Here is a 23,172-nt window from a genome sequence, read left to right on the forward strand (position 1 = left end):
GGGGATGATCGAACCGCCGCAGGCCTTCGCCCGGGGCACCATCGCCCGCGAGGGCGACCCCGGAGCCGAATGGCTCGCCCGGCTCCCCGGGATCGTGGAGGAACTGCTCGCGCGCTGGGACTGCGCCCCCGACGGCGAGGTCACCCACGGCGGCGTCGGCGTCGTCGTCCCCGTACAGCGGCGCCGGCAGCCCGCCGGCCCGGCCGTCCTCAAGGTGTCGTTCCCGCACCCGGGCAACGTCCACGAACCCGACGCCTTCACCGCCTGGCGCGGCCGCGGCGCCGTCCACCTGCTGGAACGTGACGACGCCCGGTTCGCGATGCTGCTGGAGCGGGCCCGCCCGTCGACCCTGGCGGACGTCGAGGACGGCGACGAGCTCGTCACGGTCGCCGGCCGCCTCAACCACCGCCTCGCCGTCCCCGCCCCGCCCGGCCTGCCCCGGCTGCGCGAGCAGGCCGGCGCCTGGGAGGAGCAGCTGCGCGCGGACGCCGCCGAGCTCCCGCACGCCCTGCCGCCCGGGGTGCTGGACGCCGCCGTGGCCACCGTCCGGGAACTGGGCCCCGCCCAGCCGGACACCCTCGTCCACGGCGACCTCCACGCCGGGAACATCCTGCGCGCCGACCGCGAGCCGTGGCTGGCCGTGGACCCCAAGGGCTACGCGGGCGACCCCGCGTACGACGGCGGCACCCTGCTGAAGTCGCGCGCGCTCACGCTCATCGAAGCCGACGACCCGCGCAAGGCCGTGCACCGGATCCTGGACGTGTTCGCCGAGTCCGCGGAACTCGACCGCGAGCGCGTGCAGCGCTGGGCGCAGTACCACGCCGTCCAGGCGGCGCTCTGGGGACGCCGCCACGGCTTCCGCATCGCCCGCAGCGGGCCGCGCCTGGACCGGCTCACCCGGTTCGCCGACGCCCTGGCGGCACTGCTCACCGAACGCGGCCCCCGTCCCCGTCCCCGCCCCTGATCCGCACGCCGAATTGGCTGTATCTCGTCTGCCTCCCCGCCCCCGCGCGAGCGCTTAATGGTGTTCCAGCCATCTGAGGGTCGGGTTCGCGACACCACGGGGGAGCGCATGGACTCCACAGGAAGCGCCGGAGGACCACCACCACCGCCACCGCCACCGCAGTCACCACCCCCCACGCCCTCCCGGCCCCGTCCGCCGGAGGAGTCCCCGGCCCGGGAAGGGCGCCGGCTGGTGATCCGGGTCAGCGGCCGGATGCTGCGGGTGGGCACGGCGGCCATCCCGCTGCACAACATCACCTGGGTCGACGCCTTCCGGCTCAAGCCCAGGCGGGGCGCGATCTTCCTCCGCACGCTGATGTGGACGGCCGGCACCGTCGCCCTCCTGGTCTACGGCAGCGCCGCATACGCCGGCGGGGGCGACCTGCGCACGATGGGGTTCGAAACCACCCTGCCGGTGCTCGTCCTGGGCACCCTCGTCATCGCCGCCTTCCGGGCCCTGTTCGCCCCCGCCAGGCCGGTACTGGCCATCGAGATGGCCGGCGGCTCCGCGGTGGTCGTGACCCTGCCGAACATGGAAGAGCTGCGGAAGATCGCCGGGCAGGTCGTGTACGCCATCAACCACCCGGAGGCCGAATTCACCGCGATCGTCAACCAGTTCAACAGCAGCAACACGAACCACTTCGGCCCCGTCGTCAACATGAACGGCGGCAGCGGGAACACGGGGATCAGGCTGTGAGTGACACTCCGACCACCAACGCGAACACCAGCACGAACACCAACTACTACGCCCCCGTGGTCAACATGAACGACGGCCAGGGCAACGTCGGCATCAACTACGGCACCATCGGCGACCCGACCGCCCACGACACCGAACTCCGTGCCACCGTCGAGGAACTGGTCCGCCTCCTCGGGGAGCTGCGCCCCCACCTCACGCCCGACCAGGACCGGGCCGTCGAACAGGCCCTGCCCGCGCTCACCTCGGACCCCGCGGCCCTCCCCCAGCGCGGCCTCGTCCTGGCCCGCCTCGCCCAGATCGCGGCCGCCGTCGGCGCGGTGGGCCAGCCCGCGGCGGAAGCGGTGAACAGGCTCCTCGCCCTCCTCGGCGGCTGACTGCGCACCCCTCGAAATGTAATGGTCACATGGTCATAGGACCCCTATACTCCGGCGCATGTCACAGTCCATAACGATCAGGCGCGCCACCGCACATGACGCCGAGGCCCTCACCGCACTCGTGCAGCAGTCGGGCGCCTACTCGGGTCAGTACGCCACGATCATCGCCGGGTACCGGGTGACGGCCGACTACATCGACCGGCACGAGGTCTTCGCCGCCGTCAGGCCGCCCGGCGAGGGCGACGGCGGCGGCTCGGTCCTGGGCTTCTACGCCCTCCTGCCGGAACAGGCCGAACTCGACCTGGCCTTCGTGGCCGACGCGACGCAGGGGGCCGGGGTCGGGCGGCTGCTCGTGGAGCACATGCTCGACCGGGCGCGGAGGGCGGGCCTCGCACACGTGCGGGTCGTGTCGCACCCGCCGGCCGAGGCGTTCTACCGGCGTCTGGGCGCCGAGCGCGTCGGAACGGTCGCCCCTTCGCCGCCGAAGGTCACCTGGGAACGCCCCGAACTGCGCTTCCTGACGACCGCCCCGCCCGTCGCCGCCGCGACGCCCGACACCCGGGTGATCGTCCTCAACGGTGGTTCCAGCTCCGGCAAGTCCGGGATCGTGCGGTGCCTGTAGGCCGTCCTGCCCGGCCCTTGGCTGGCCCTCGGCGTGGACACGCTGGTCGACGCCATGCCGCCCTCCCTCCGGGCGTCGGAGGCGGGGATCGGCTTCGCCGAGGGCGGCGAGGTCGTCGTCGGCGAGGCGTTCCGCACCCTCGACGTCGCCTGGGCCGACGGGATCGCCGCCATGGCCCGCGCCGGGGCCCGGATCGTCGTGGACGACGTCTTCCTCGGCGGCCCGGAGTCCCAGCAGCGCTGGCGGAAGGCCCTGGAAGGGCTGGACGTCCTGTGGGTCGGCATCCGCTGCGACGCCGAGGTCGCCGCCGCCCGCGAGATCGCCCGCGGCGACCGCCCCTCGGGGATGGCCGCGGCCCAGGCCGAGACGGTCCACCGGGGCGTGGCCTACGACCTGGAGGTCGACACGACCCACACCGAATCCCTGACCTGCGCCCGCACCATCGCCGCGCACATCCGGGACACGCACGCCCAGGAGCCGCGTGATGTGTGACGCGGGTCACCTGAAAAGGGTGACACGGGGCTGTCGCGCACCATTGCGAACCTCGACGCATGACGAAGACGAAGACGAAGACGACGAAGACGAAGACGACGAAGGCCTCGAATCCGACCGCGACCCTCCCCCTCACCGACGAGGACTGCCTCGCCGAGACCCTCGCCTTCAATGCGCGTTTCGAGGTCGAAGCGGCGAGCCGCCCCGCCCGCGGGGCCGCCCCGGACGCGGCCCTCCTCGCCCTCCTGCGCCGCAACCGGCTCGCGGGGGACGCGCCGCCCGTGCGGCTGCCCCAGGGGCGGGACCGTACGGTCGCGGGCGGGGTACGGGTGCGGACCTTCATGCCGGGCGCGGGCGCGGGCGCGAACCCGGACGGCGGCGGCCGGGCCCGCGGGGTGTATCTGCACATCCACGGCGGCGGCTGGTCCTTCGGCTCCGCCGACGGTCAGGACGAGCGGCTCCGGCGGATCGCTGAAGAGGCCCGGCTCGCCGTGGTGAGCGTGGACTACCGGCTCGCACCCGAACACCCCTTCCCCGCCGGGCCCGACGACTGCGAGGCCGTCGCCCGCTGGCTCGTCGCGCACGCCGCCGCCGAGTTCGGGACCGACCGCCTCCTCATCGGCGGCGAGTCCGCCGGCGCCCACCTCGCCGTCCTGACCCTGCTGCGCCTCCGCGACCGCCACGGCATCTCCGGGGCCTTCCGCGCCGCACACCTCCTCTACGGCCCCTACGACCTCTCCATGACCCCGAGCCAGCGCTCCTTCGGCCCCCGCCCGCTCCTCAGCAACACCGAATCCCTCCACGGCAGTTACGAGCTCTTCTCGCCCGGCACCGACCCGCAGCAGCGCCGCGACCCCCAGCTCTCGCCGCTCTACGCCGACCTGACCGGCCTGCCGCCCGCCCGTATCGTCGTCGGCACGCAGGACCCGCTCCTGGACGACTCCCTCTTCCTCGCCCGGCGCTGGCAGGCAGCGGGCGCGCCCGTCCAACTCGGTGTCGTGGCAGGCGCGATGCACGGGTTCACCCTCTTCCCCCTCACCATCACCGAACGGGAGCTCGCGCGCGAACGGGAGTTCCTGGCCGCCACCACACCCCGGTAGCGTCGGCCCCATGGACCGCACCACCCGCCTCTACGCCCTGGTGGAGGAGCTGCGCGCCGCGGCGCCCCGCCCCCGTCCGGTCGCCGCCCTCGCCGCCCGGTTCGAGGTCAGTACGCGGACGGTGCAGCGCGACCTCCAGGTACTGATGGACTCCGGCGTCCCCGTCCGCACCACCCTCGGGCGGGGCGGCGGCTGGACGGTCGACCCGGCGATGACCCTGCCCCCCGTCCACTTCACCGCCGACGAGGCCGCGGCCCTGGCCGCCGCGCTCGCCACCGCGGGAACCCCCTACGCGGCCGCCGCCCGTACGGCGTACCAGAAGCTCCTCGCCTCGATGACCGGCCCCGCCGCCGCGGCGGCCGAAACCCTCGCCGACCGGATCGTCGCCCTCCCGTCCCGGACGCGGCGGACGGTCCGCGACGCGGTGGAACGGGCCCTCACCGACGGCACCGCCCTACGGCTCTCGTACGCCGACGCGACCGGCCGCGCCAGCGAACGCGCCGTGGAACCGGCCGGCCTGCTCACCGCCGGGGGCCACTGGTACCTCATCGCCTGGTGCCGCACCCGCCGGGCGGGCCGCGGCTTCCGCCTGGACCGCATCACGGAAGCCACCCCGACCGACGAACCGGCCCGCCCCCACGACCTGACCACCCTCCTCCGCGGCTCGGCGGCCGCCACCGCGACCCCGCCGGCCGCGCTGGACGGGAGTCCGCGCGCCTCTGGTTCCGTGAGATGAAGGGCGTCGTATTGTCAGCCGGTTCTGCACCCGCGGTCCCGTAGCACGGCCTGGTAGAAGGCGTCGAAGATCGCGGAGAGCGCCCTGCCGGACGCGTCGACCCCCTTGTCCAGGAGCAGCTCTCCGTAGGCGTCGTTGTGGCTCATGCCGACGTACAGGTCCCCGGAGGGGCAGGCGACCACGGTCCGCCTGTTGTCGGCCGTGGCCGTCGTGTCGCGGCGGACCCCCCGGGCCAGCACGGGGTCGTCGCTGACCGTCAGGGTGATCCGGGGCTCACCGGGGCCGCGCAGCTGCACCTCGCACGCCCGGGTCCGCGAGCCGCGGCCGGTGACCCGGGAGGGGCCCTGCTCCGCCTTCCCCGGGAGGAGAGCGGCCTGCGGCAACCTGAAGCCGGGCACCTCGCAGGTGTTCGCCGGATCGTCGGCGTCGACCGGCCCCTGAAGGCGCGCGGGGGTGTTGAGCATGCCGGTGTCCTGGCAGCCCAGGCCCTCCGCGACGTGCCGCGCCGCGCTCATGGCGACCTTCGCCAGCGCGACGGGCTCCCCCCTGCCCCTGGTCATGGCGAGCTTGAGTACGGGTACCTGGCTGTGCCGGAGGCCCGGCCGGAGTTCGTAGGTGCAACCGCTGGGCAGCAGCACCCAGGCCTGCGTCCCGGAGGCCGCCCCGGTTGCTCCGCCCACGAAGTAGGAGCCGGCCGAGGCGTTCTTCCACAGCGGCGACCCCGAGAAGGCGAAGTCGGCTTCGTCGAAGGAAAGTTCGGCCGTCATCCGCGGCCGTCCCGCGCCGAGCAGCCCGTCGGCGCGCTGGACGGTGCACGAGAAGGAGTAGTACGGATCCCGGGCATCGTAGCCGTGGCCCTGCTCCAGCCGCCCGGGTCCGGCGAGCGCCGCTCTTGCCTCGGCGGAGTCGAGGGCGCCCTTGCAGAAGCGGTCCTGGCCGAGCACGTCGGTGTCCGACCGGAGGAGCAGCCCGGCGCCGGCCGTCAGAGCCAAGGCCCCGGCCAGCGCGGCGAACAGCGGTCGCCGGCGCCTTCGCGGGGTGTGATCGGACATGGGCGTCACTTTCGGTCTCGCAGGGCGTCGTAGGCGCTCTCCCGGCCGCTGGTGTAGCTCTGCCGGGCTTCCCGCTGAGCGGCCTCGACCATGGTGTTCGGCTGCTGGGCCTTGTCGCCCCAGCTCTTGAAGAACTGGTTGAGGTCCTGCTGGGCGCTGTCGTTCCCGGAGCTGATCCGTTCGCGGGCGAGCAGGCCCTCCTCGGCAGTGACTCCCTTGAGCCATTCGTTCCAGCATCCGTCGACGACGCGTTGGGCCAGGTCACCGACGACCGGAAGGCCGGTGACGGCTCCGCCGATGACGTGGTACCCGTACACGCGCTGGTCGGTGCTGGTGCTCACCTTCAGGTCGCGTTCGCTCAGGTGGACATCGCCGCCGATCGCATTGATCGCGCCGTTGACCTCACCGATCTTCGCCGCGCGGTTCTTGACCGCCTCGGGGTCGGACAGGTTCTCCGTGGTGATCTGCTCCGCCATGTAGCGCCGCTCGGACTCGTGCAGGAGGAAGTAGTTCTCCGGATCCTCGGACGCGCCGCGCAGGACGCGGAGGAGGCTGCTCCTGCTGTTCTGGATCTGGGAGTGGTCACCGTCCGCGCGTGCGTCGTGTGCGCCGACCAGGCCGCCGGGCCCGTCGCCCGCGATGATGTCCACGATGTCGGGGGAGTACGAGGACAGGGCGCGGGCGAGCGGGCCGCGTAGGTTCGCGTACTCGGCGCTCTTCAGGACATTGTCGGCCTGGCCCTTCAAGTGGCCTTTGTCGTCCTTTCCGTTGGCGTCGCCGTAGTCGAGCAGGTTGACCGTGTCGTGCATGATCCGGGCCTCGGCCTCGGAGTGCCGGCCGAGCTCGGTGCCGGGAGAAGCGGCGGGATGGCCCGTCGTGGCCGCTTCCAGGGCGAGTCCCAGCCCCGCGCGGACGTCCTTGTCGAAGGTGTCGCTGCCCGTGCGCTCGATGTTGCCCGTCCAGGTCGTGGTGTCGACGTGGTTCCAGTCGCGGTCCTTCAGCAGGTAGGGGAGATTGTCGTTCTTTCCGTCCGGTCCCGGGTCGAGATAGGAGGCGGCGGCCGCCGGGTCCTTGGACATGATGCCGAGCAGCCCGTCGAGCGGGTCATTGGCGAACCAACCCTTGTTCCTGCCGCTGAAGTCACTCGTCAGATCCCAGACGTCCGGGTTGCCGCCGCGCTTCTTGTCCTCGGCCGTGCGGATGTCGTCGGCCAGATCGCGCATGAACGGTGCCGAGTAGCCATCACCGTTTTGCATGAGGGTGACCAGGCTCTGGTAGCCGCGAACCTTCTGCCCGTGGCCTGTGCCGATCTGAGGGCTGTCGCCGATCTGCTTCAGATCGAACTGCTGCGCACCGGTGTGCTTCAGCTGCGTCCTGAAGTCCTGGTAGAACGCGGACCTGGGGTCCTGCATCGCGTTCGACAGGGAGTTCGCGAGGCCCTTCTCCACGTCCAGGTAGCGCTGCTTGTTGCCCTTGTCGTCGCCGTACGCGTGGTCGTTCAGCTTGTTCGCGAGCTTCAGGGTGTTCTCCGCGCCCATTCCGTTGAGGAAGGTCTGGCTGAACTCCTGGCTCTTGGCGTTGTCGCGGAAGGAACGGTCCAGCTCGGCGTACTCGGCCGCGGAAACGTTCCCGCCGCTGTTGATGCGGGTGGCGATGGACTGGGCGTTGCGGGCCTCGTAGACCTCGATGTCCCCTTGGGCGTCGGCGTTGAAGCCGTGGGAGGTCTGGTCGCCGCCGAAAGCGTCCTTGTTGCTGTCGACCACCACCGCGTCGAGGGCGATCTTGACGCCCTGGTCGGCCTCCGAGACGGCCTTCACCCCGTCGTCGATGCGCTGCTGCCATTCGGTGACGGCCTTGCGTATGGAGGCCTCGCCGTCCGGGTCGTGGTGGTAGGCGCTGCGCTCGGCGGGGGTGAGCCTGGAGAAGTCGAAGGCGACCTGGCCCCCCTCCGAGACGGTCATGCCTGCCTGGACCGCCTTGTCCCGGGCGCTCTCGACCCTGTTCCTCAGGTCGGTGAACTGCTCGTGGGCGTCGCGCAACAGGCCGGCGATCGCCTTGGCCTGGATCTGCGCGGCGGAGTATTCGTAGCGGGTACCGGTGAAGCTGTCGTGGGCGACGAGGGCGCTGGCGCCGAGCCAGTCGGGGCCCATGGTGATCTTCTGGACGCTGTCGCCGTAGCGGCCCTCGACCTTCTTCAGCTCCTCCGCCATGGCGTCCCATTTGTCGGCGGCTGTGGTCAGCTGGGTCAGGTCGGTCGTCAGCACCTGGTGGTACGTCAGCATGCCGGCCGCCTACAGCTCGTTGAGCTTCGACTGCGGGGCGATCGCCCGGAAGCCGTCACCCGTGGCGATGTCGTTGCGCGCGAAGAGCCCCGAGGCGCCGCGCAGTGATCTCTTCTCCGAGGCGAGCCGGCCCATCAGTACCTTGACCTGCTGGTCCCAGGTGTCCGCCACCTTTTTCAGACCTGCGGCGGTGTCCCAGCCCGCGAACGTCTTCACCGCCGTGGCGGTGGCCTCGTCCGCGTGTTCGGCGGCCTTCTTGGTGTTCGGCTGCAGCTCGGTCTCGATGGCGTTCGCGGCGTCCGCCTTCTGGGAGGGTGTGGAGGCGAAGTCCGCCTCGCCGCCTCCTCGTCCTCCCGGATGTAACCGGTCGTGGCCGTCCCGTTCCCCTGGCATGTCCCTGCCCTCCCCTACGGTGGACCGTGATCGTAGAACGGCGGCGCGTCCGTGATCCATGAGGAACGGGGAAAGAAGCCGTCAAGATCCAGGGACAGGGGTCCGGGATCTTGACGGCTCGGGGCGGGTCAGCTGCCGCCGTGGGCGGGGTGGGGGCCGGATCCTGCGTGCTGTCCGGGCGGGGCGGCGGGGTGTGCGTGTGCGTGGGCGGTCGGCAGGAGCCAGGTGGCGACGAGTGCGGTCAGGAGGGCGGTCCACCACGCGATGCGGCCGCGCGTGGTGAACGGGGCGGGCTGGCGCATCATGTCTTCTTCCGAGAGAAGCGGATGATGCGAAAAGCTAGCGAAATGGGAGGTTTCGGTCGGGCATGTCGGCCCGGGGCGGGGTGTGTCGTCAGCCGTCCGGGTGGAGGAGGTGATCGGCCTTGCCGGCCTTGATGTCCCGGATGAGGGCCGATAGCGCTGCGCGGCTGTCGGTGAGGGGACGGTCTTCTTGTCCGGCTACGGCGATATAGCTGTTCCCGTCGCTGTCCACGCCGATCCGGTAGCAGTTGTTGCCCTCGGCGCAGTACGGCTCTTCCCAGGCGATGTCCGGCATAGGCGTGGCTCCTCAGAGTTCGCGGGCGATGGCATGGATGAGGTCCCTGGAGCCTTGAGCATCGAGCGTACGCTCGGCCATCCAGTTCATGTGCGCGTCGTATTTGGCGAGTTGCGCAGGGGCGTGAGTGAATTCCGGTCCGTGCGCCGAGTCGAGCTGGACGGTGTCCAACTGGGGGACCGGCCCGTGCGCGTACATCACTGCGTGGCCTGCCCCAGGGAACTCCCCGACTTCGACGGGGAGTACGTGCAGGGCGATGTGCTCCCGCTCGGACATGGCGCACAGGTGCTCAAGCTGTTCACGCGTCGTGCGGCGCCCGCCGAACTGCATGCGCAGTGCCAGTTCGTGCACGTACGCCGTGTACTGCACCGGCGCTTCCCGCTCCAGCACCCGCTGACGCTGCATGCGTTGCGTGATCCGGAGTTCGATCTCGGACGTGGGGAGGGCTGGGATCGCCGAGGCGAACACCGCGCGGGCGTAGCCGCTCAGCTGGAGCAGTCCGGGCAGGTGCACGGTCTGCATGGTCCGCAGGCGCGTCGCGTGCCATTCGAGTTCGGCAACGTCCAGCAGCCCGTGTGGCAATGTCCCCCGGTACTGTTCCCACCAGCCGCGGGTCCGGTTCCCGGCCATTTCTGCCAGCGCCTCGACGTAAGCGTCGTCCGGGCACTCGTAGTTGCTGGCCAGTATGCGGACGCGCTCGGGTGACGTCGCTCGGACTCCAGCCTCCATGTTGGAGACCTTCGTCCGGTCCAGGCCCAGCAGGCCGCCGGCGTAATCGGTCGTCGCGTCCGCAGCCATCCGCATCTTGCGCAGTTCGGCGCCGAGACGCTGCTGTCGAACGGTGGGCGTCGCTCTGGTTGGCATGCGGGTCAGTCTGCCGCGCACAGACGTGCACGGTCCATTGAGGGGGCAATTGCCTCCAGCTGGTGGCACCCGATCCCCCTGCTGCCCTACATTGGGTAGCACACCGCTCACCCAGGGGAGTCGAAGTGCATCGCCGCAGCATGCCTCGGCCTCGGCGACGGGCCACCTCCCCATACCGCGTGAGCCATCCGTGCGCGTCGAGCTTCCTACGCCAATTCGCCGTCCATCCAGACGACTTGGGAGCCGAACATGCTCACCCCCTTCAACGCGCCCTTCTTCGGCGCCCCCACCGCCTGCCCCGTCGCCCCCGACGGCCCCCCGCAGCCGGCCCCGCCGGACGGGCTTTCGTGCAGCATGACCCTGCCCGCCTCCGCCCGGTCGGCCGGTATCGCCCGGCAGGCGGTGCGGGCCGCCCTGCACGCCTACGCGCTCGACCCCCTCGCGCCCACCGCCGTCCAGGCCGCCTCCGAACTCATGGGCTCCGCCTGGCGGATGGACCCGAACGGGGAGCTGTACCTCTCGCTCCGCCACCGTGACGACGCCCTCCGCCTGATCGTCTACGACGGCCACCCCACCCACGGCCACCCCCGGCTGGCGGCACTGTGCGAGGCGCGCCGGCGGGCCACCCTCCGCGTCTTCTCCGCGCTCGTCCGGGACCACGGCGGGGAATGGGGCGTCGGGCCCTCCCGCGAACCCGGCGGGGGGACCCGTACCTGGGCCACGCTGCCCCTGCGGCCCGGGGAGTAGAACGGCCCCGCCGGGGAGACGGCGGGGCCGGGGTGCAGCAGGGGCGGTCAGTGTTCGGCGCGCAGGACTCCGAGGAGGCCGTTCTCCTCATCGTTGATCCCCGCCGCGAACCAGACGGCTTCCCGGCCGCCGGACTCGTCCGTGCCGCGCTTGAGCCCCCACAGGCCGGGGATCGAGATCGGGTGGCCGTCGCGGTCCTTCACGGTCCCCTTGAACTTGCCCGTGTGCAGGTCGAAGGCGTTGATGCGGCCGTCTCCGAAGTTGCCGACGAGCAGGTCGCCGGCGAACTTCCCGAACCCCTTGGGCGCCACTTCCAGGCCCCACGGCGAGTTGAGGACGCCCCCGCTCACGAAGCGCTCCAGCAGCTTCCCCTGCTTGCTGAACACGTCGATGAACCCGTGGCCCGCGCCGGGGACGTCGTCCTCCTTCTCGTCGTCCTGCAAGGCGTACGTGACGAACACCTTGGAGCCGATCTCCTTGACGTTGAACGGCGCGTAGCCGGCGGGAAGGGAGGGGTCCTGGAACGCCCCGTCGGGCGGGAGGAGGCCGAAGTCCTCGTCGAAGACGTCGATGCGCGCGTCACGGAAGTTGGCGACGAGCAGCCTCGGCTCTCCGTGCTCGCGGCCGTGGTCGTCCTTCTTCTCGCGGACCAGCTCCAGCCCCTTGAAGATGGCGGTCTCGCTGCCGCTGTCCTCGTGGGCGACTGGGATCGCGTTCGTCGGGTTCACCTCCGGGTTGTACGCGAACAGGTCGCCGTGCTCCCCCGCGAAGATGAAGCGGGCCGGGCCGCTCTTCCCGGAGTCGCTGAACTCGAAGTCGTCCCCGTCGTTGCGCACGACCCCGGTGGGCGCGCCGTCCGTGGGGAAGGAGACCACGCGGGACAGGATCTTGACGGGCTTCCCCTTCTGGCCGCCCGAGTACGTCGTGGCCGAGTCGCTGTGGTTGTCCGAGACCAGGATCTGTCCGGAGCGGTTGGTCACCAGGCCCCACGGGTTGGCCAGGTGCGGATCGGTCGCCTGCGCCCTGCCCGGGATGTCGGAGACGAGGTCGACCTCCCGGAACCCGCGGTCCTTGCTGGGATGCGGGTCCCCGGGCACGGGCGGTGCGGCGGCGGCGAGGGCGCCGACGGTGCCGAGGGTCAGCGCGGCCGCCACCAGGCGCGTGCTCAGGGGGCGGGGGCGGCGGCGGGACGAGACGGGCTGGGGCATGCGGATGCTCCACTTCCAGCGGGGACGAACCGGTCGCAGACATCACAGTGGGAGGGCGCGCGGGCGTCCCGCCCGACACGCGACACCCGGTGCGCTCCCCTCGAATGGGCTGCGCCCAACCAGCCGATGGCAGGGTGCGGTGCACGGCATCGCAGTACCGGCTCCGCGCCGACGACGACGCCCACGGCGTCGTCGTCTACCCCAGGCCTACCCGCCCGCCACCGCCGACGCGGCCCTTCGCCCCGGGGTAGGGCCGCCCCGGGGCGGGTCAGGCCTTGCGGGGCTGGTTGAAGCGCAGCATGTTCCCCGCCGGGTCGCGGAAGGCGCAGTCGCGGACCCCGTACGGCTGGTCCATCGGCTCCTGGAGGACGTCGGCGCCCGCCGCGCGGATCCGCTCGAAGGTGGCGTCGACGTCGTCGGTGGTGAAGATGACCCCGCGCAGCATGCCCTTGGCCATCAGCTCCGCGACGGCCTGGCGGTCGGCGGGGGTGGCGTTCGGGTCGGCGAGCGGGGGCTCCAGGACGATCTCCACGTCCTGCGAGGGCGAGCCGACGGTCACCCAGCGCATGTTCTCGTACCCGACGTCGTTGCGGACCTCCAGGCCCAGGACGTCCCGGTAGAAGGGGATGGCCTTGTCGTGGTCGTCGACGGCGATGAAGCACTGCGAAAGCTTGATTCCCATGGCTTCGACCCTACGGGCGGCCGTCCGGTTTGGCTTCTCCGTTCCTGACCGGGCGGGTGTGGATCTTGGCGATGCAGGCGGGGATGGCGGCGCCGGCGCCGTGGTCGCGGGCCCGGTAGGCGCTCGGGCTCTCGCCGACCAGCTCGGTGAAACGGGAGCTGAACGAGCCCAGCGACGTACAGCCGACCTCGAAGCAGACCTCCGTCACCGACAGGTCGCCGCGCCGCAGCAGGGCCTTGGCCCGTTCGATGCGGCGGGTCATGAGGTAGCCGTAGGGGGTCTCGCCGTAGGCGGCGCGGAAGCTGCGCTGGAAGTGACCGACCGACATCAGGGCGATGCGCGCCAGGGCGGGGACGTCCAGCGGCTCCGCGTAGTCGCGGTCCATCGCGTCACGGGCCCGGCGGAGCCGGACGAGGTCCTCCAGGTTCATGGCCCCCACCATCTCACAGGGCGAAATCGGCCTGCCCGAGCCGATCTTGGGCGCCTAGGCTGCGCCGCATGCCGCAGCCCGTGAAACTCCTCGTCCTGATCACCACCCTCCCCGGCCGCGGCCGGGAGCAGCGGGAGGCGTACGAGCGCCTCGCGCCGCTGGTCCGGGCGGAGGAGGGGTGCCTGCGGTACGACCTCCACGGGGTGGCGGACGACCCGGACCGCTTCGTCCTGATCGAGGAGTGGACCTCGAAGGCCGCCCTGGCCGCCCACGACGCCACCCCCCACATGATCGAGGCCGACGCCGCCGCCCCCGCCTTCCGCGCGGGCCCGGCCCAGCTCCTGGAACTGACCACAGCCCTGCCGGCCTGAATCCGCCCGACTGCCGGCCCGTTCGAGGGTTCGGCGGCGATCTCGATGCATATGATCAACGCCATCCGGCGAGACGCCGTGCGCGCGGTGCGCACGGTGCGCGCGCGGACCGGGGCGGAGGGCTGACGGTGGGGCGGCTGTGGGACAGGTTCACGGGCACCAAGCACCCCGCTGACGGGGTCAGGGCCGTGCCCGCCGCCGAGCTCCGGGAGGCCCTGTTCGCGTCGCGGGGACCGGACGCCCCGTTCCGTCTCCGTCAGGGCTTTCCCAAGGAGAGGGCCGACGTGGTGGCGGAACACCGGATCCCGGAACTGGAGCTCACCGTCAAGGTGCGGATGCGGCTGCTTCCGGCGCGCCGTGAGGTCGAAGTGATCACGGAGCAGTGGGGCAGGGTGTCGTACGAGGGCGGGAGCAAGCAGTACGCCCGCGGGGCAGGCCGCACGGTCGCCCGGCGGTGGCAGTTCAAGAAGGGACCCGACGGGCGGCGGCGCCTGGTCGAGTCCTTCCGCTACGACTCGCGCGACATGACGGGCCCCCTGCAGCGGACGGTTCTCGAAGCGGGCTGGGTCTGGCGGGAAGTGTTCTTCGGCAGCTGAGGCGGCGTACCCCGCACCCACATGGGGGTCGTGTCTGTTCTGCCCCCTCCTGCCCCGGTTCGGTAGCGTGGCACGGCGTACGCGCCCGACGATCAGGAGGGGCACGCCGGTGCCGGGTTCCAAGCGGAGGACACGGGCGGTGGTGCGCGGTGCCGAGGCCCTGGACGCGCGGCTGCCGCTGGGTGAGATCGCCAAGGGGGCGGTGCGGAAGGTCTTCCCCGACCACTGGTCGTTCCTGCTCGGCGAGCTCGCCCTCTACAGCTTCGTCGTCCTGCTGCTGACCGGGGTGTACCTGTCCTTCTTCTTCGACCCCTCCATGCGCGAGAGCGTCTACCACGGCGCGTACGGGCCGCTGCGCGGCGTGCGGATGTCGCAGGCCTACCTCTCCACCCTCCGCATCAGCTTCGACGTCCGCGGCGGGCTGCTGATCCGGCAGGTCCACCACTGGGCGGCGATCGTCTTCCTCGCCGCCATCGGCGCCCACCTGCTGCGCGTCTTCCTCACCGGGGCCTTCCGCCGCCCCCGCGAGCTCAACTGGACGATCGGCGTCACCCTGTTCGCTCTGTCCACGCTGGAGGGCTTCGCCGGCTACTCCCTCCCCGACGACCTGCTGTCCGGTACCGGGCTGCGCATCGCGCAGGGCATCGTGATGTCGGTGCCGGTCGTCGGCACCTACCTGGCCTTCTTCGCCTTCGGCGGCGAGTTCCCGGGCCTCGACATCGTCCCCCGGCTCTACCCCGTGCACATCCTGCTGGTGCCCGGCCTGCTGCTGGGCCTGATCACCGTGCACCTGCTGCTGGTCGTCCACCTCAAGCACACCCACTGGCCCGGACCCGGCCGTACCGGCCGCAACGTCGTCGGCCTGCCCTTCTTCCCGCAGTACCTGGCCAAGTCGGGCGGGCTGTTGCTGCTCGTCTTCGGCCTCCTCGCCGGCCTCGCCGCGGTCGCGCAGGTCAACCCCATCTGGATGTACGGGCCCTACCGCCCCGACCTGGTCTCCACCGGCTCCCAGCCCGACTGGTACATCGGCTTCCTGGAGGGCTCCCTGCGGCTGATGCCCGGGACCGAGACCCGGCTGTGGGGGCACACGGTGGTGTGGAACCCGTTCGTGGCGGCCGTCCTGCTGCCCGGCGCGTTCTTCACCGTGCTGTACGCCTATCCCTTCTTCGAGCGCTGGATCACGGGCGACACCGGGGAGCGGCACCTGTGCGACCGGCCCCGTGACCGGCCCGTCCGCACGGGGCTGGGCGCGGCGGCCCTCGCCTGGTACGCCGTGCTGCTGCTGGCCGGGGCCCAGGACGTCCTCGCGTTCATCTTCGCCGTGCCCCTGCCGGAGCTGACCTGGACCCTGCGCGCCGCGTTCTTCGTGGTGCCGGCGGTGGTCTTCTGGCTCACCCGGCGGCTGTGCCTGGCCCTCCAGGACCAGGAGCGGGAGCTGCTGACCGGGGGCGAGGAAACGGGCCTGGTGCGCCAGGGCGTCGAGGGCGGCTTCCATCCCGAGTCCCGGGCCCTGCCGGCCGACGAGCGGTACGTGATGCTGGTCGGGGAGCAGCCCCGGCCGCTGCAGGACGACCACGACCCGACCCGCCCCCTGCCGCAGCGGGCGCTGAAGCGGGTCCGGGCGGCCGTCAGCTCCTGGTACTACCGCGACCGCGTCCCGTACCCGCTGACCCCCGAGCAGCACGCGGAGATCGCCGAGGTCACGGCCGGCCCGGACCGGCCGTCCGGGCGGTAGACGCGGCCGGGCCCTACTCCGGGTGGTCGAGGTTCTGGAAGGCGAAGCCGAAGATCCCCGCCGCCAGGACCCCGAAGCCGATCAGGAACAGCCACAGCCCCTGCACCACCCCCAGCGCCGACAGCGCGGCGCCGACCGCGGTCAGGACGGGGTAGTAGCTGCGGTCGGGGAAGAAGATCCGGCGGCCGGAGGCCTCCAGGACCTCGGCGTCCCCGCGGTCCTCCGGCCGCTCCCCGCCCCGCCGGTGCTGGCGCCACAGGAACGCGGCGACCAGGCCCGACATGATGAAGGACACGCACAGCGCGGAGCTGCCCGCCGGGTCGGTGGAGAACCAGCGGTAGACGACGGTGGTGGCCCCGAAGAACAGGGACGTTCCGGTGAACAGCCAGGCCTCAGCCTTCACGGGGCACCTCCGGGTGGTGCAGGTCGAAGGCCGGGGACTCCGAGCGGATCCGCGGCACGGCGTGGAAGTTGTGGCGCGGTGGCGGGCAGCTCGTCGCCCATTCCAGGGAGCGGCCCCAGCCCCAGGGGTCGTCGACCGTCACCCGCTCGCCCTCGCGCGCGGTCTTCCACACGTTGTAGAGGAACGGCAGCGTGGAGATCCCCAGCAGGAAGGCGCCGATCGAGGAGAGGGTGTTGAGGAGGGTGAACCCGTCGGACGTCAGGTAGTCGGCGTACCGGCGCGGCATGCCCTGCTCGCCGAGCCAGTGCTGGACGAGGAAGGTGAGCTGGAAGCCGGGGAACAGCGTCCAGAAGTGCAGCCGGCCCAGCCGCTCGTCCAGCATCCGGCCGGTCAGCTTGGGCCACCAGAAGTAGAGCCCGCCGAAGGTGGCGAAGACGATCGTGCCGAAGAGGACGTAGTGCAGGTGGGCGACGACGAAGTAGCTGTCGGTCAGGTGGAAGTCCAGCGGGGGCGAGGCGATCAGCACCCCGGTCAGGCCGCCCAGCAGGAAGGTGACGAGGAAGCCGATCGACCACAGCATCGGCGTCTCGAAGGACAGCGAGCCGTGCCACATCGTGCCGATCCAGTTGAAGAACTTCACCCCCGTCGGCACGGCGATCAGGAAGGACAGCAGGGAGAAGAACGGCAGCAGGACGGCGCCCGTCGCGAACATGTGGTGCGCCCACACCGTCGCCGACAGCCCGGTGATGGCGATGGTCGCCCCGATCAGGGACACGTAGCCGAACATGGGCTTGCGGCTGAAGACGGGCAGGATCTCGCTGACCACGCCGAAGAACGGCAGGGCCACGATGTAGACCTCCGGATGCCCGAAGAACCAGAACAGGTGCTGCCACAGCAGCGCGCCCCCGTTCGCCGCGTCGAAGACGTGCGCGCCGAACTTGCGGTCCGCCTCCAGGGCCAGCAGGGCGGCCGTGAACACGGGGAAGGCCAGCAGCGCCAGGATGGACGTGAACAGCACGTTCCAGGTGAAGATCGGCATCCGGAACAGCGTCATGCCCGGAGCGCGCAGGCAGACGATCGTGGTGATGAAGTTGACCGCGCCGAGGATGGTGCTCAGGCCCGCCACGGCCAGTCCCATCGCCCACAGGTCGGGGCCGGTCCCGGGGGAGTAGACGGCCCCGTTGAGCGGGGCGTACGCGAACCAGCCGAAGGCCGCCGCGCCGTCGGCGGTCAGGAACCCCGAGACCACCATCAGGCCGCCGAAGAGGTACACCCAGTAGGTGAAGGCGTTCATCCGGGGGAAGGCGACGTCCGGCGCCCCGATCTGCAGCGGCATCACCGCGTTGGCGAAACCGGTGAAGGTCGGCGTCGCGAACAGCAGCATCATGATCGTGGCGTGGACGGTGAACAGCTCGTTGTACTGCTGGTTCGACACGATCTGCAGCCCCGGCCGGGCCAGTTCGGCCCGCATCGCCAGCGCCAGCACCCCGGCGAAGAGGAAGAAGCAGAAGGCCGTGACCAGGTAGAGGTTGCCGATCACCTTGTGGTCGGTGGTCGACAGCCAGCGCAGCACCGCCGAGCCCTGGCGGACCCGCCGTCGGGTCCGTGCCGCCGTCTCCGGCGGGGGTGAGGGGTCCAGCGCCGTCATCGGGTCCTCCAGGGAGCCTCGCAGCTTCACGGCCCCGCGGCCCCGCCGCCGAGCGTGCACTCCCTTCGACTACCGGCCCCTCGTCCCGTCGCCCGCCCGACGCGCCGGGGCCCGCCCCGGCGCGGGCCCCGTATCCCCCGCCCGGGGGAGCCGGGGCCCGCCCTGCGGGGGTGGGCGGCTACTGCCCGCCGTGGGCGCGGGTGATGAGGTCGGTGGCGACCTCCAGGGCCGCCAGCCGGGTCGCCTCCGGGTCGGCCTCGTCAACGTGCTGGAGGAACATCATCCCCGCGTGCAGCGTGAACAGGGCGCTCACGCAGCGCACCTGGTCCGCCAGCGGCCCGTCCTCCGTGCGCAGCAGCTCGACCAGGGTGAAGATGCGCTTCTTGACGATCTCCCCGATGCTCAGCTCGCGCATCGTCGCCTGGTTCTCGTGCATGAACCGGTACAGCTGCGTGCCCGCGACCATCGCCTCGCTGTAGCGGCGCAGCATCTCGCGCTTGGTCTCCAGCGTCCTCGGCTGTTCCTGCGCCCATTCGATCAGCTCGTCGACGGGCCGCGTGCGGTCCTCGAAGACGCTGATGATGATGTCTTCCTTGGTCTTGAAGTGGTAGTAGAGGGCCGCCTTCGTGACCTCCAGCCGCTCCGCGATCTCGCGCAGCGAGGTCTTCTCGTACCCCTGCTCGGCGAAGAGCTCCAGCGCGACCTCCTGGATGCGCTGGCGCGTGTTGCCGCGCTTGGCCTGCGGTCCCGTGCCGCTGGAGCTGCTGGACATGTGTCTCCCCACGAACTTACTTGACGCCCGGCTAGTGACGCGTCTACCTTCCCCAGTGTAGTGAACTAGCCGGGCGGCAAGTAAGTGTCCGCGCAGGGGAATGAAGAGATCGGTCACGGGGAGTGGACATGAGCGACGCAGTGAAGCAGGCCGCACAGGCGGAGGAGGTGAAGCCGCGCAGCGTACGCGTCGTCCTGATGGCCCTCATGATCGCGATGCTGCTCGCGATGCTCGACAACATGATCATCGGCACCGCGATGCCGACCATCGTCGGCGAGCTCGGCGGCCTCGAACACCTCTCCTGGGTGGTCACCGCCTACACCCTGGCCACCGCCGCCTCCACCCCCATCTGGGGCAAGGTCGGCGACATGTACGGGCGCAAGGGCTCCTTCCTCACCTCGATCGTCATCTTCCTCATCGGCTCCGCCCTCAGCGGCATGGCCCAGGACATGGGCCAGCTCATCGGCTTCCGCGCCATCCAGGGCCTGGGCGCCGGCGGTCTGATGGTCGGTGTCATGGCGATCATCGGCGACCTGATCCCGCCCCGTGAGCGCGGCAAGTACCAGGGCATGATGGCCGGCGTGATGGCCCTCGCCATGATCGGCGGCCCGCTGGTCGGCGGCACCATCACCGACCACATGGGCTGGCGCTGGTCCTTCTACATCAACCTCCCGCTCGGTGCCGTCGCCCTCGCGATGGTCAGTGCGGTCCTGCACCTGCCGAAGAAGAAGGCCCAGGGGAAGATCGACTACCTGGGTGCCGCGCTGCTGACCGTGGCCATCACCTCGACCGTCCTCGTGACGACCTGGGGCGGGACCGAGTACTCCTGGGGCTCCGGGGAGATCATCGGCCTGATCGTGGCCGGCGTCCTCGCCATCGCGGCCTTCCTGTGGGCCGAGACCAAGGCCGCCGAGCCGGTCATGCCGCTGCACATCTTCCGCAGCCGCAACTTCACCCTGATGTCCGTCATCGGCTTCCTCGTCGGCTTCGCCATGTTCGGCGGCGTGCTCTACCTCCCGCTCTTCCAGCAGGCGGTCCAGGGCGCCTCGGCCACCAACTCCGGTCTGCTGCTCCTGCCGATGCTGCTCTCGATGATGGTCGTCTCGCTCGTCGCGGGCCGCATCACCACCAGCACCGGCAAGTACAAGGTCTTCCCGATCGTCGGCGGCGCCCTCATGATCGTCGGCCTGTTCCTCCTCGCGACCATGGACACCGGCACCACCCGCCTGGTCTCCGGCCTCTACATGGCCGTCCTCGGCGCCGGCCTCGGCTTCCTGATGCAGATCACCATGCTGGTCGCGCAGAACAGCGTGGACATGAAGGACATGGGCGTCGCCTCCTCCTCGGCCACCCTCTTCCGCACCCTCGGCGGTTCCTTCGGCGTGGCCCTGATGGGCTCCCTGTTCACCTCCCGGGTCACCGACACCATGTCCGAGCGCCTCGGCCCGCAGGCCGCCCGGGCCGCCGGCTCCGCCCAGCTCGACGCGGCCAGCCTGGCCAAGCTCCCCGAGGCAGTCCGCGACGCCTACCAGCACGCGGTGGCCGCCGGCACGCACTCGGCGTTCCTGCTCGGTGCGGCGATCGCCGTACTCGGCTTCGCCCTCGCCTGGTTCGTCAAGGAGGTCCCGCTGCGGGGCGCCGGCCCGGCCCAGGCCGGCGGCGCCAACGCCAAGGCCGCCGCCTCCCCGGCGGACTCGCTCGCGCACTGACACGCACCGCCCAAGAGGCGGGTGGGGCCCGGGACTTCCCGGGACCCGCCCGCCTCTTCGCGTGTCCCCAGGGGCCTGCGGGACGCCCGTGCCGAGAGTGGCCATAAAGGACCAAAGTCCTGATTACCTGGAATTTATAGGGCAATTACGGGGGAACCTTCTCAGGTTCGAAGGCGTCCTGATCCACATGACGCGCACGCAGAAGCACAGCCTCCGAGCCCGGATAGCCGTCGCGGCCTCGGCCGCAGCCGTCGCCGCCACCGTGTGGGGGGTCACCACCCTGCTCCCCGCCGGCGCGGACCACCCCGTCCATGACAACGCGTCAGGCGCCGGCGCCGCCGCCCCGGCGGACGGGAAGCGGGGCGGCGGCTCCGGCACGACGCCCGCATCCTCCTCGCCCGCACCCTCCTCCGCCGTGCCCGACGGCATCGCGCACGCCTCGGAGGCCGGCGGGAACGCCGTCAACATCACCATCGACGACGGCCCCGACCCCCGCTGGACCCCCCAGGTCCTCGACGTCCTCGCCAAGTACGACGTGAAGGCCGTCTTCTGCATGATCGGCCCGCAGGCCAAGGCCCACCCCGACCTGGTCAGGCAGGTCGTCGCGGCCGGACACCGGCTCTGCGACCACACCATGGACCACGACACGACCATGGCGAAGAAGCCCGTCGCCTACCAGGAGGCGCAGATCCTCGACGCGAAGAAGCTGATCGAGGAGGCCGCGGGCGGCGCCGCGAAGGTCGAGTACTACCGCGCTCCCGGAGGGGCCTTCACCCCCGACAGCCGGCGCATCGCCGCGGCCGCCGGAATGCGCCCCCTCGGCTGGAACGTCGACACCAAGGACTTCGGCAAGCCCGGCACCGCCGCCATCGTCGCCAACGTCAAGCGCGAGATCGGCAACGGCCCCACCGTCCTCTTCCACGACGGGGGAGGCGACCGCCGGCAGACCGTCGCCGCCCTCGACCAGGTACTGGCCTGGCTGAAGGACCAGGGGCGGCCGACCGGCTTCCCGGTCCGCACCGCCCCCTGAACCGCCGCCGCCGCCGCCGCCGCCGGCACCGGCACGGACACGCCGCCGCCCGCCGGACGGGTGAAGGTCTGCGCCCCGGCCCCGCCCACGGTGTTCCCTGGTCGCGCACGCCGCCCCGTACGCCCGAACCCGCCAGGAGGCCCCCGTGATCCCCGCGAACGAGCTCACCGACCCCGCCGTCCGCGCCTTCGTCACCGCTGTCAACGCGAACGACAAGGACGCCTTCGCCGCGGCCCTGACCCCCGGCGCCACCATGTCCGACGACGGCAGCGACCGCGACCTGGGCGACTGGGCCGAGCGGGAGATCTTCTCCTCCAACGGCCGCATGGAGGTCATGTCCGAGGCCGACGACGGCCGCTCCCTGGTCGCCGACTACCGCAACGACACCTGGGGCGCCATGCGCACCGCCTGGCGGTTCACCGTCGAGGACGGCCGCGTCAGCCGTTTCGAGACCGGCCAGGCCTGACGCCGGGGCGCCCGGGGGACTACAGCCCCCGCGCCACCTGGAGCACCGCAGCCGTCAGCGGCCCGTTCTCCGGGGCCAGCCCGCCCGGGAAGCCGAAGCGGCGGCGCGTGTACCCGTACGCGATACCCGTCACCGGGTCGGCGAACCCGTTGGCGCCCGCCGCACCGCAGTGCCCGAAGGCCTCCGGCCCGACCAGCGGCTGGGTCTCGAAGCCCAGCCCGAAGTGGTCCGCCTGCGGCACCACCGCGTCCTGGCCCGGCGTGTGCAGCCGCGCGACCTCGGCCACCGTCTCCGGCTTCAGCAGCGCGGGCCGGTCCTCCAGCCCGCTGATCGCCGCCGCGTACAGCGCCGCCACACCGCGCGCCGTGCCGACGCCGCCCGCCGAAGCCGGGCCGAGGGCCTTCACCTTCGGGTGGTTGGCGTACGCCACCATGTCCATCGGCGGGTCCTGGTGCATGTTGAAGGCGATCCGCATCAGCTCCGGCATCGGCCCGGCCGCCGCCAGCGCCTCCAGCTGCGCCGGCGTCGGCAGCATCTCCAGCACCGGCTTCCAGCGGGGCTCCAGCTCCTGCGGCAGCCCCATGTACAGGTCCAGCCCGTACGGCGCCCGCACCCGCTCCTCGTAGACCTCCTGGACCGAACGGCCCGTCACCCGGCGCACCACCTCACCGGTCAGCGCGCCGATCACGAAGGCGTGGTAGCCGTACGCCGTCCCCGGCTCCCAGTGCGGCTCCTGCCCGGCCAGCGCGGCCGCCACCAGGGCGTCGTCCGCGATCAGCTCGTAGGAGAACGCGTCCACGGCGATCAGCCCGGAGCCGTGCGCGACCAGCTGCCGCACCGTCAGCTTCTCCTTGCCGTGGCCCGTGAACTCCGGCCAGTACTCCGACACCGGCCGGTCCAGATCGAGCACGCCCTCCTGCACCAGCAGCGCCACCACCAGGTGCGCGGCACCCTTGGTGATGGAGAAGACCCCGCTCAGGGTGTCCCCGTCGGTCTCCTCGCCGCCCCACAGGTCCACCACGGTCCGGCCGTGGTGACGCACCGCCAGCTGGGCCTCCGGGGAGTGGGGCTCCGCCGCCACGAAGGCCTCGAAGGCCTCCCGCACCGGCTCCCAGCCCGCCTCGACCGTCCCCTCGACCGTCACGCTCATGACATCCCCCGTAA

25 protein-coding genes and 2 pseudogenes are annotated in these 23,172 nt (G+C 71.5%); 14 read left to right on the forward strand and 13 right to left on the reverse strand.

The window, feature by feature from the left end; translation table 11 throughout:
- Positions 1-4: 4 nt before the first annotated feature.
- The 7 genes and pseudogenes from BX286_RS23450 (at position 5) to BX286_RS23480 (ending at position 5,023) form a co-directional block, all read left to right on the forward strand.
- Positions 5-964, forward strand: coding sequence for an aminoglycoside phosphotransferase family protein (locus tag BX286_RS23450; RefSeq protein ID WP_121016244.1), 960 nt, complete (start codon positions 5-7; stop codon positions 962-964).
- Positions 965-1,195: 231 nt separating this feature from the next.
- Complete coding sequence (locus BX286_RS23455) at positions 1,196-1,699, forward strand: DUF6232 family protein (RefSeq protein ID WP_237293073.1); 504 nt, start codon at positions 1,196-1,198, stop codon at positions 1,697-1,699.
- Positions 1,696-2,073 (forward strand): hypothetical protein, encoded by a 378-nt coding sequence (locus BX286_RS23460; protein WP_237293074.1) that lies wholly within the window; start codon positions 1,696-1,698, stop codon positions 2,071-2,073. Before BX286_RS23455 ends, BX286_RS23460 begins: the two co-directional genes overlap by 4 nt.
- 58 nt (positions 2,074-2,131) lie before the next feature.
- A pseudogene (locus BX286_RS23465) lies at positions 2,132-2,524 on the forward strand (GNAT family N-acetyltransferase); the annotation flags it as partial.
- Positions 2,525-2,635: 111 nt separating this feature from the next.
- Positions 2,636-3,187, forward strand: a pseudogene (gene cpt / locus BX286_RS23470) (chloramphenicol phosphotransferase CPT).
- A 59-nt stretch (positions 3,188-3,246) separates the two neighbouring features.
- Entirely contained in the window at positions 3,247-4,287 is a 1,041-nt protein-coding gene (locus BX286_RS23475) for an alpha/beta hydrolase (RefSeq protein WP_121016246.1), read from the forward strand.
- Positions 4,288-4,297: 10 nt separating this feature from the next.
- Positions 4,298-5,023: a YafY family protein gene (locus BX286_RS23480; protein WP_121016248.1), complete on the forward strand. Its 726-nt coding sequence runs from the start codon at positions 4,298-4,300 to the stop codon at positions 5,021-5,023.
- A 14-nt stretch (positions 5,024-5,037) separates the two neighbouring features.
- On the opposite strand, the gene BX286_RS23485 is transcribed toward BX286_RS23480, so the two are convergent.
- The 6 genes from BX286_RS23485 to BX286_RS23505 form a co-directional block, all read right to left on the reverse strand.
- Positions 5,038-6,075 carry a hypothetical protein gene (locus BX286_RS23485; protein ID WP_121016250.1) on the reverse strand — a complete coding sequence of 346 codons (1,038 nt, stop codon included), beginning with the start codon at positions 6,073-6,075 and terminating at the stop codon, positions 5,038-5,040.
- 5 nt (positions 6,076-6,080) lie between these two features.
- Entirely contained in the window at positions 6,081-8,357 is a 2,277-nt protein-coding gene (locus BX286_RS23490; protein ID WP_187344182.1) for a DUF6571 family protein, read from the reverse strand.
- Between the two features lie 9 nt (positions 8,358-8,366).
- Positions 8,367-8,750 (reverse strand): hypothetical protein, encoded by a 384-nt coding sequence (locus BX286_RS23495; RefSeq protein ID WP_261993498.1) that lies wholly within the window; start codon positions 8,748-8,750, stop codon positions 8,367-8,369.
- A 128-nt stretch (positions 8,751-8,878) separates the two neighbouring features.
- On the reverse strand, positions 8,879-9,052 hold the full coding sequence (locus BX286_RS36705; protein WP_159402116.1) for a hypothetical protein: 174 nt from the start codon (positions 9,050-9,052) through the stop codon (positions 8,879-8,881).
- A 91-nt stretch (positions 9,053-9,143) separates the two neighbouring features.
- Positions 9,144-9,347, reverse strand: a complete 204-nt coding sequence (locus BX286_RS23500; protein ID WP_079429533.1) for a hypothetical protein — start codon at positions 9,345-9,347, stop codon at positions 9,144-9,146.
- A gap of 12 nt (positions 9,348-9,359) precedes the next feature.
- A complete protein-coding gene (locus BX286_RS23505) occupies positions 9,360-10,211 on the reverse strand; it encodes a helix-turn-helix transcriptional regulator (RefSeq protein ID WP_079429534.1) in 852 nt (283 codons plus the stop codon).
- Between the two features lie 249 nt (positions 10,212-10,460).
- Here BX286_RS23505 and BX286_RS23510 point away from each other — a divergent pair, with 249 nt between their 5' ends.
- Positions 10,461-10,958 (forward strand): ATP-binding protein, encoded by a 498-nt coding sequence (locus BX286_RS23510; protein WP_079429535.1) that lies wholly within the window; start codon positions 10,461-10,463, stop codon positions 10,956-10,958.
- Positions 10,959-11,005: 47 nt separating this feature from the next.
- Here the strand turns inward: BX286_RS23510 and BX286_RS23515 are convergent, their stop codons facing one another.
- The 3 genes from BX286_RS23515 to BX286_RS23525 form a co-directional block, all read right to left on the reverse strand.
- The gene (locus tag BX286_RS23515; protein ID WP_079429536.1) at positions 11,006-12,166 is read right to left on the reverse strand and encodes a TIGR03118 family protein; all 1,161 of its coding nucleotides are present in this window, start codon (positions 12,164-12,166) and stop codon (positions 11,006-11,008) included.
- Between the two features lie 268 nt (positions 12,167-12,434).
- Positions 12,435-12,848, reverse strand: coding sequence for a VOC family protein (locus tag BX286_RS23520; protein ID WP_079429537.1), 414 nt, complete (start codon positions 12,846-12,848; stop codon positions 12,435-12,437).
- A gap of 10 nt (positions 12,849-12,858) precedes the next feature.
- Positions 12,859-13,278: a helix-turn-helix transcriptional regulator gene (locus BX286_RS23525; RefSeq protein WP_079429538.1), complete on the reverse strand. Its 420-nt coding sequence runs from the start codon at positions 13,276-13,278 to the stop codon at positions 12,859-12,861.
- Positions 13,279-13,346: 68 nt separating this feature from the next.
- Here BX286_RS23525 and BX286_RS23530 point away from each other — a divergent pair, with 68 nt between their 5' ends.
- From BX286_RS23530 to BX286_RS23540, 3 genes are all read left to right on the forward strand, one after another.
- The gene (locus BX286_RS23530; protein ID WP_079429539.1) at positions 13,347-13,649 is read left to right on the forward strand and encodes a putative quinol monooxygenase; all 303 of its coding nucleotides are present in this window, start codon (positions 13,347-13,349) and stop codon (positions 13,647-13,649) included.
- A 284-nt stretch (positions 13,650-13,933) separates the two neighbouring features.
- Positions 13,934-14,245, forward strand: a complete 312-nt coding sequence (locus tag BX286_RS23535) for a hypothetical protein (protein WP_237293076.1) — start codon at positions 13,934-13,936, stop codon at positions 14,243-14,245.
- 109 nt (positions 14,246-14,354) lie between these two features.
- Positions 14,355-15,980, forward strand: coding sequence for a cytochrome bc complex cytochrome b subunit (locus tag BX286_RS23540; protein ID WP_261993499.1), 1,626 nt, complete (start codon positions 14,355-14,357; stop codon positions 15,978-15,980).
- Positions 15,981-15,993: 13 nt separating this feature from the next.
- Here the strand turns inward: BX286_RS23540 and BX286_RS23545 are convergent, their stop codons facing one another.
- The 3 genes from BX286_RS23545 to BX286_RS23555 form a co-directional block, all read right to left on the reverse strand.
- Positions 15,994-16,383 (reverse strand): cytochrome c oxidase subunit 4, encoded by a 390-nt coding sequence (locus BX286_RS23545; RefSeq protein WP_079429541.1) that lies wholly within the window; start codon positions 16,381-16,383, stop codon positions 15,994-15,996.
- Positions 16,373-18,031, reverse strand: coding sequence for a cytochrome c oxidase subunit I (ctaD, locus tag BX286_RS23550; RefSeq protein WP_079431926.1), 1,659 nt, complete (start codon positions 18,029-18,031; stop codon positions 16,373-16,375). Before ctaD ends, BX286_RS23545 begins: the two co-directional genes overlap by 11 nt.
- A 178-nt stretch (positions 18,032-18,209) precedes the next feature.
- Complete coding sequence (locus tag BX286_RS23555) at positions 18,210-18,803, reverse strand: TetR/AcrR family transcriptional regulator (protein ID WP_079429542.1); 594 nt, start codon at positions 18,801-18,803, stop codon at positions 18,210-18,212.
- Between the two features lie 128 nt (positions 18,804-18,931).
- Here BX286_RS23555 and BX286_RS23560 point away from each other — a divergent pair, with 128 nt between their 5' ends.
- The 3 genes from BX286_RS23560 to BX286_RS23570 all read left to right on the forward strand — a co-directional run bounded on the left by BX286_RS23560 (position 18,932) and on the right by BX286_RS23570 (position 22,008).
- Complete coding sequence (locus BX286_RS23560; protein ID WP_121016251.1) at positions 18,932-20,512, forward strand: MDR family MFS transporter; 1,581 nt, start codon at positions 18,932-18,934, stop codon at positions 20,510-20,512.
- A 187-nt stretch (positions 20,513-20,699) separates the two neighbouring features.
- Positions 20,700-21,542, forward strand: coding sequence for a polysaccharide deacetylase family protein (locus tag BX286_RS23565; protein WP_261993500.1), 843 nt, complete (start codon positions 20,700-20,702; stop codon positions 21,540-21,542).
- A gap of 145 nt (positions 21,543-21,687) precedes the next feature.
- Entirely contained in the window at positions 21,688-22,008 is a 321-nt protein-coding gene (locus BX286_RS23570; protein ID WP_079429544.1) for a hypothetical protein, read from the forward strand.
- A 19-nt stretch (positions 22,009-22,027) separates the two neighbouring features.
- On the opposite strand, the gene BX286_RS23575 is transcribed toward BX286_RS23570, so the two are convergent.
- On the reverse strand, positions 22,028-23,158 hold the full coding sequence (locus tag BX286_RS23575) for a serine hydrolase (RefSeq protein WP_107438302.1): 1,131 nt from the start codon (positions 23,156-23,158) through the stop codon (positions 22,028-22,030).
- Positions 23,159-23,172: the final 14 nt, after the last annotated feature.

Origin of the sequence: Streptomyces sp. 3211.6, assembly GCF_003634815.1 — a bacterium.
Classification (GTDB): domain Bacteria; phylum Actinomycetota; class Actinomycetes; order Streptomycetales; family Streptomycetaceae; genus Streptomyces; species Streptomyces katrae_A.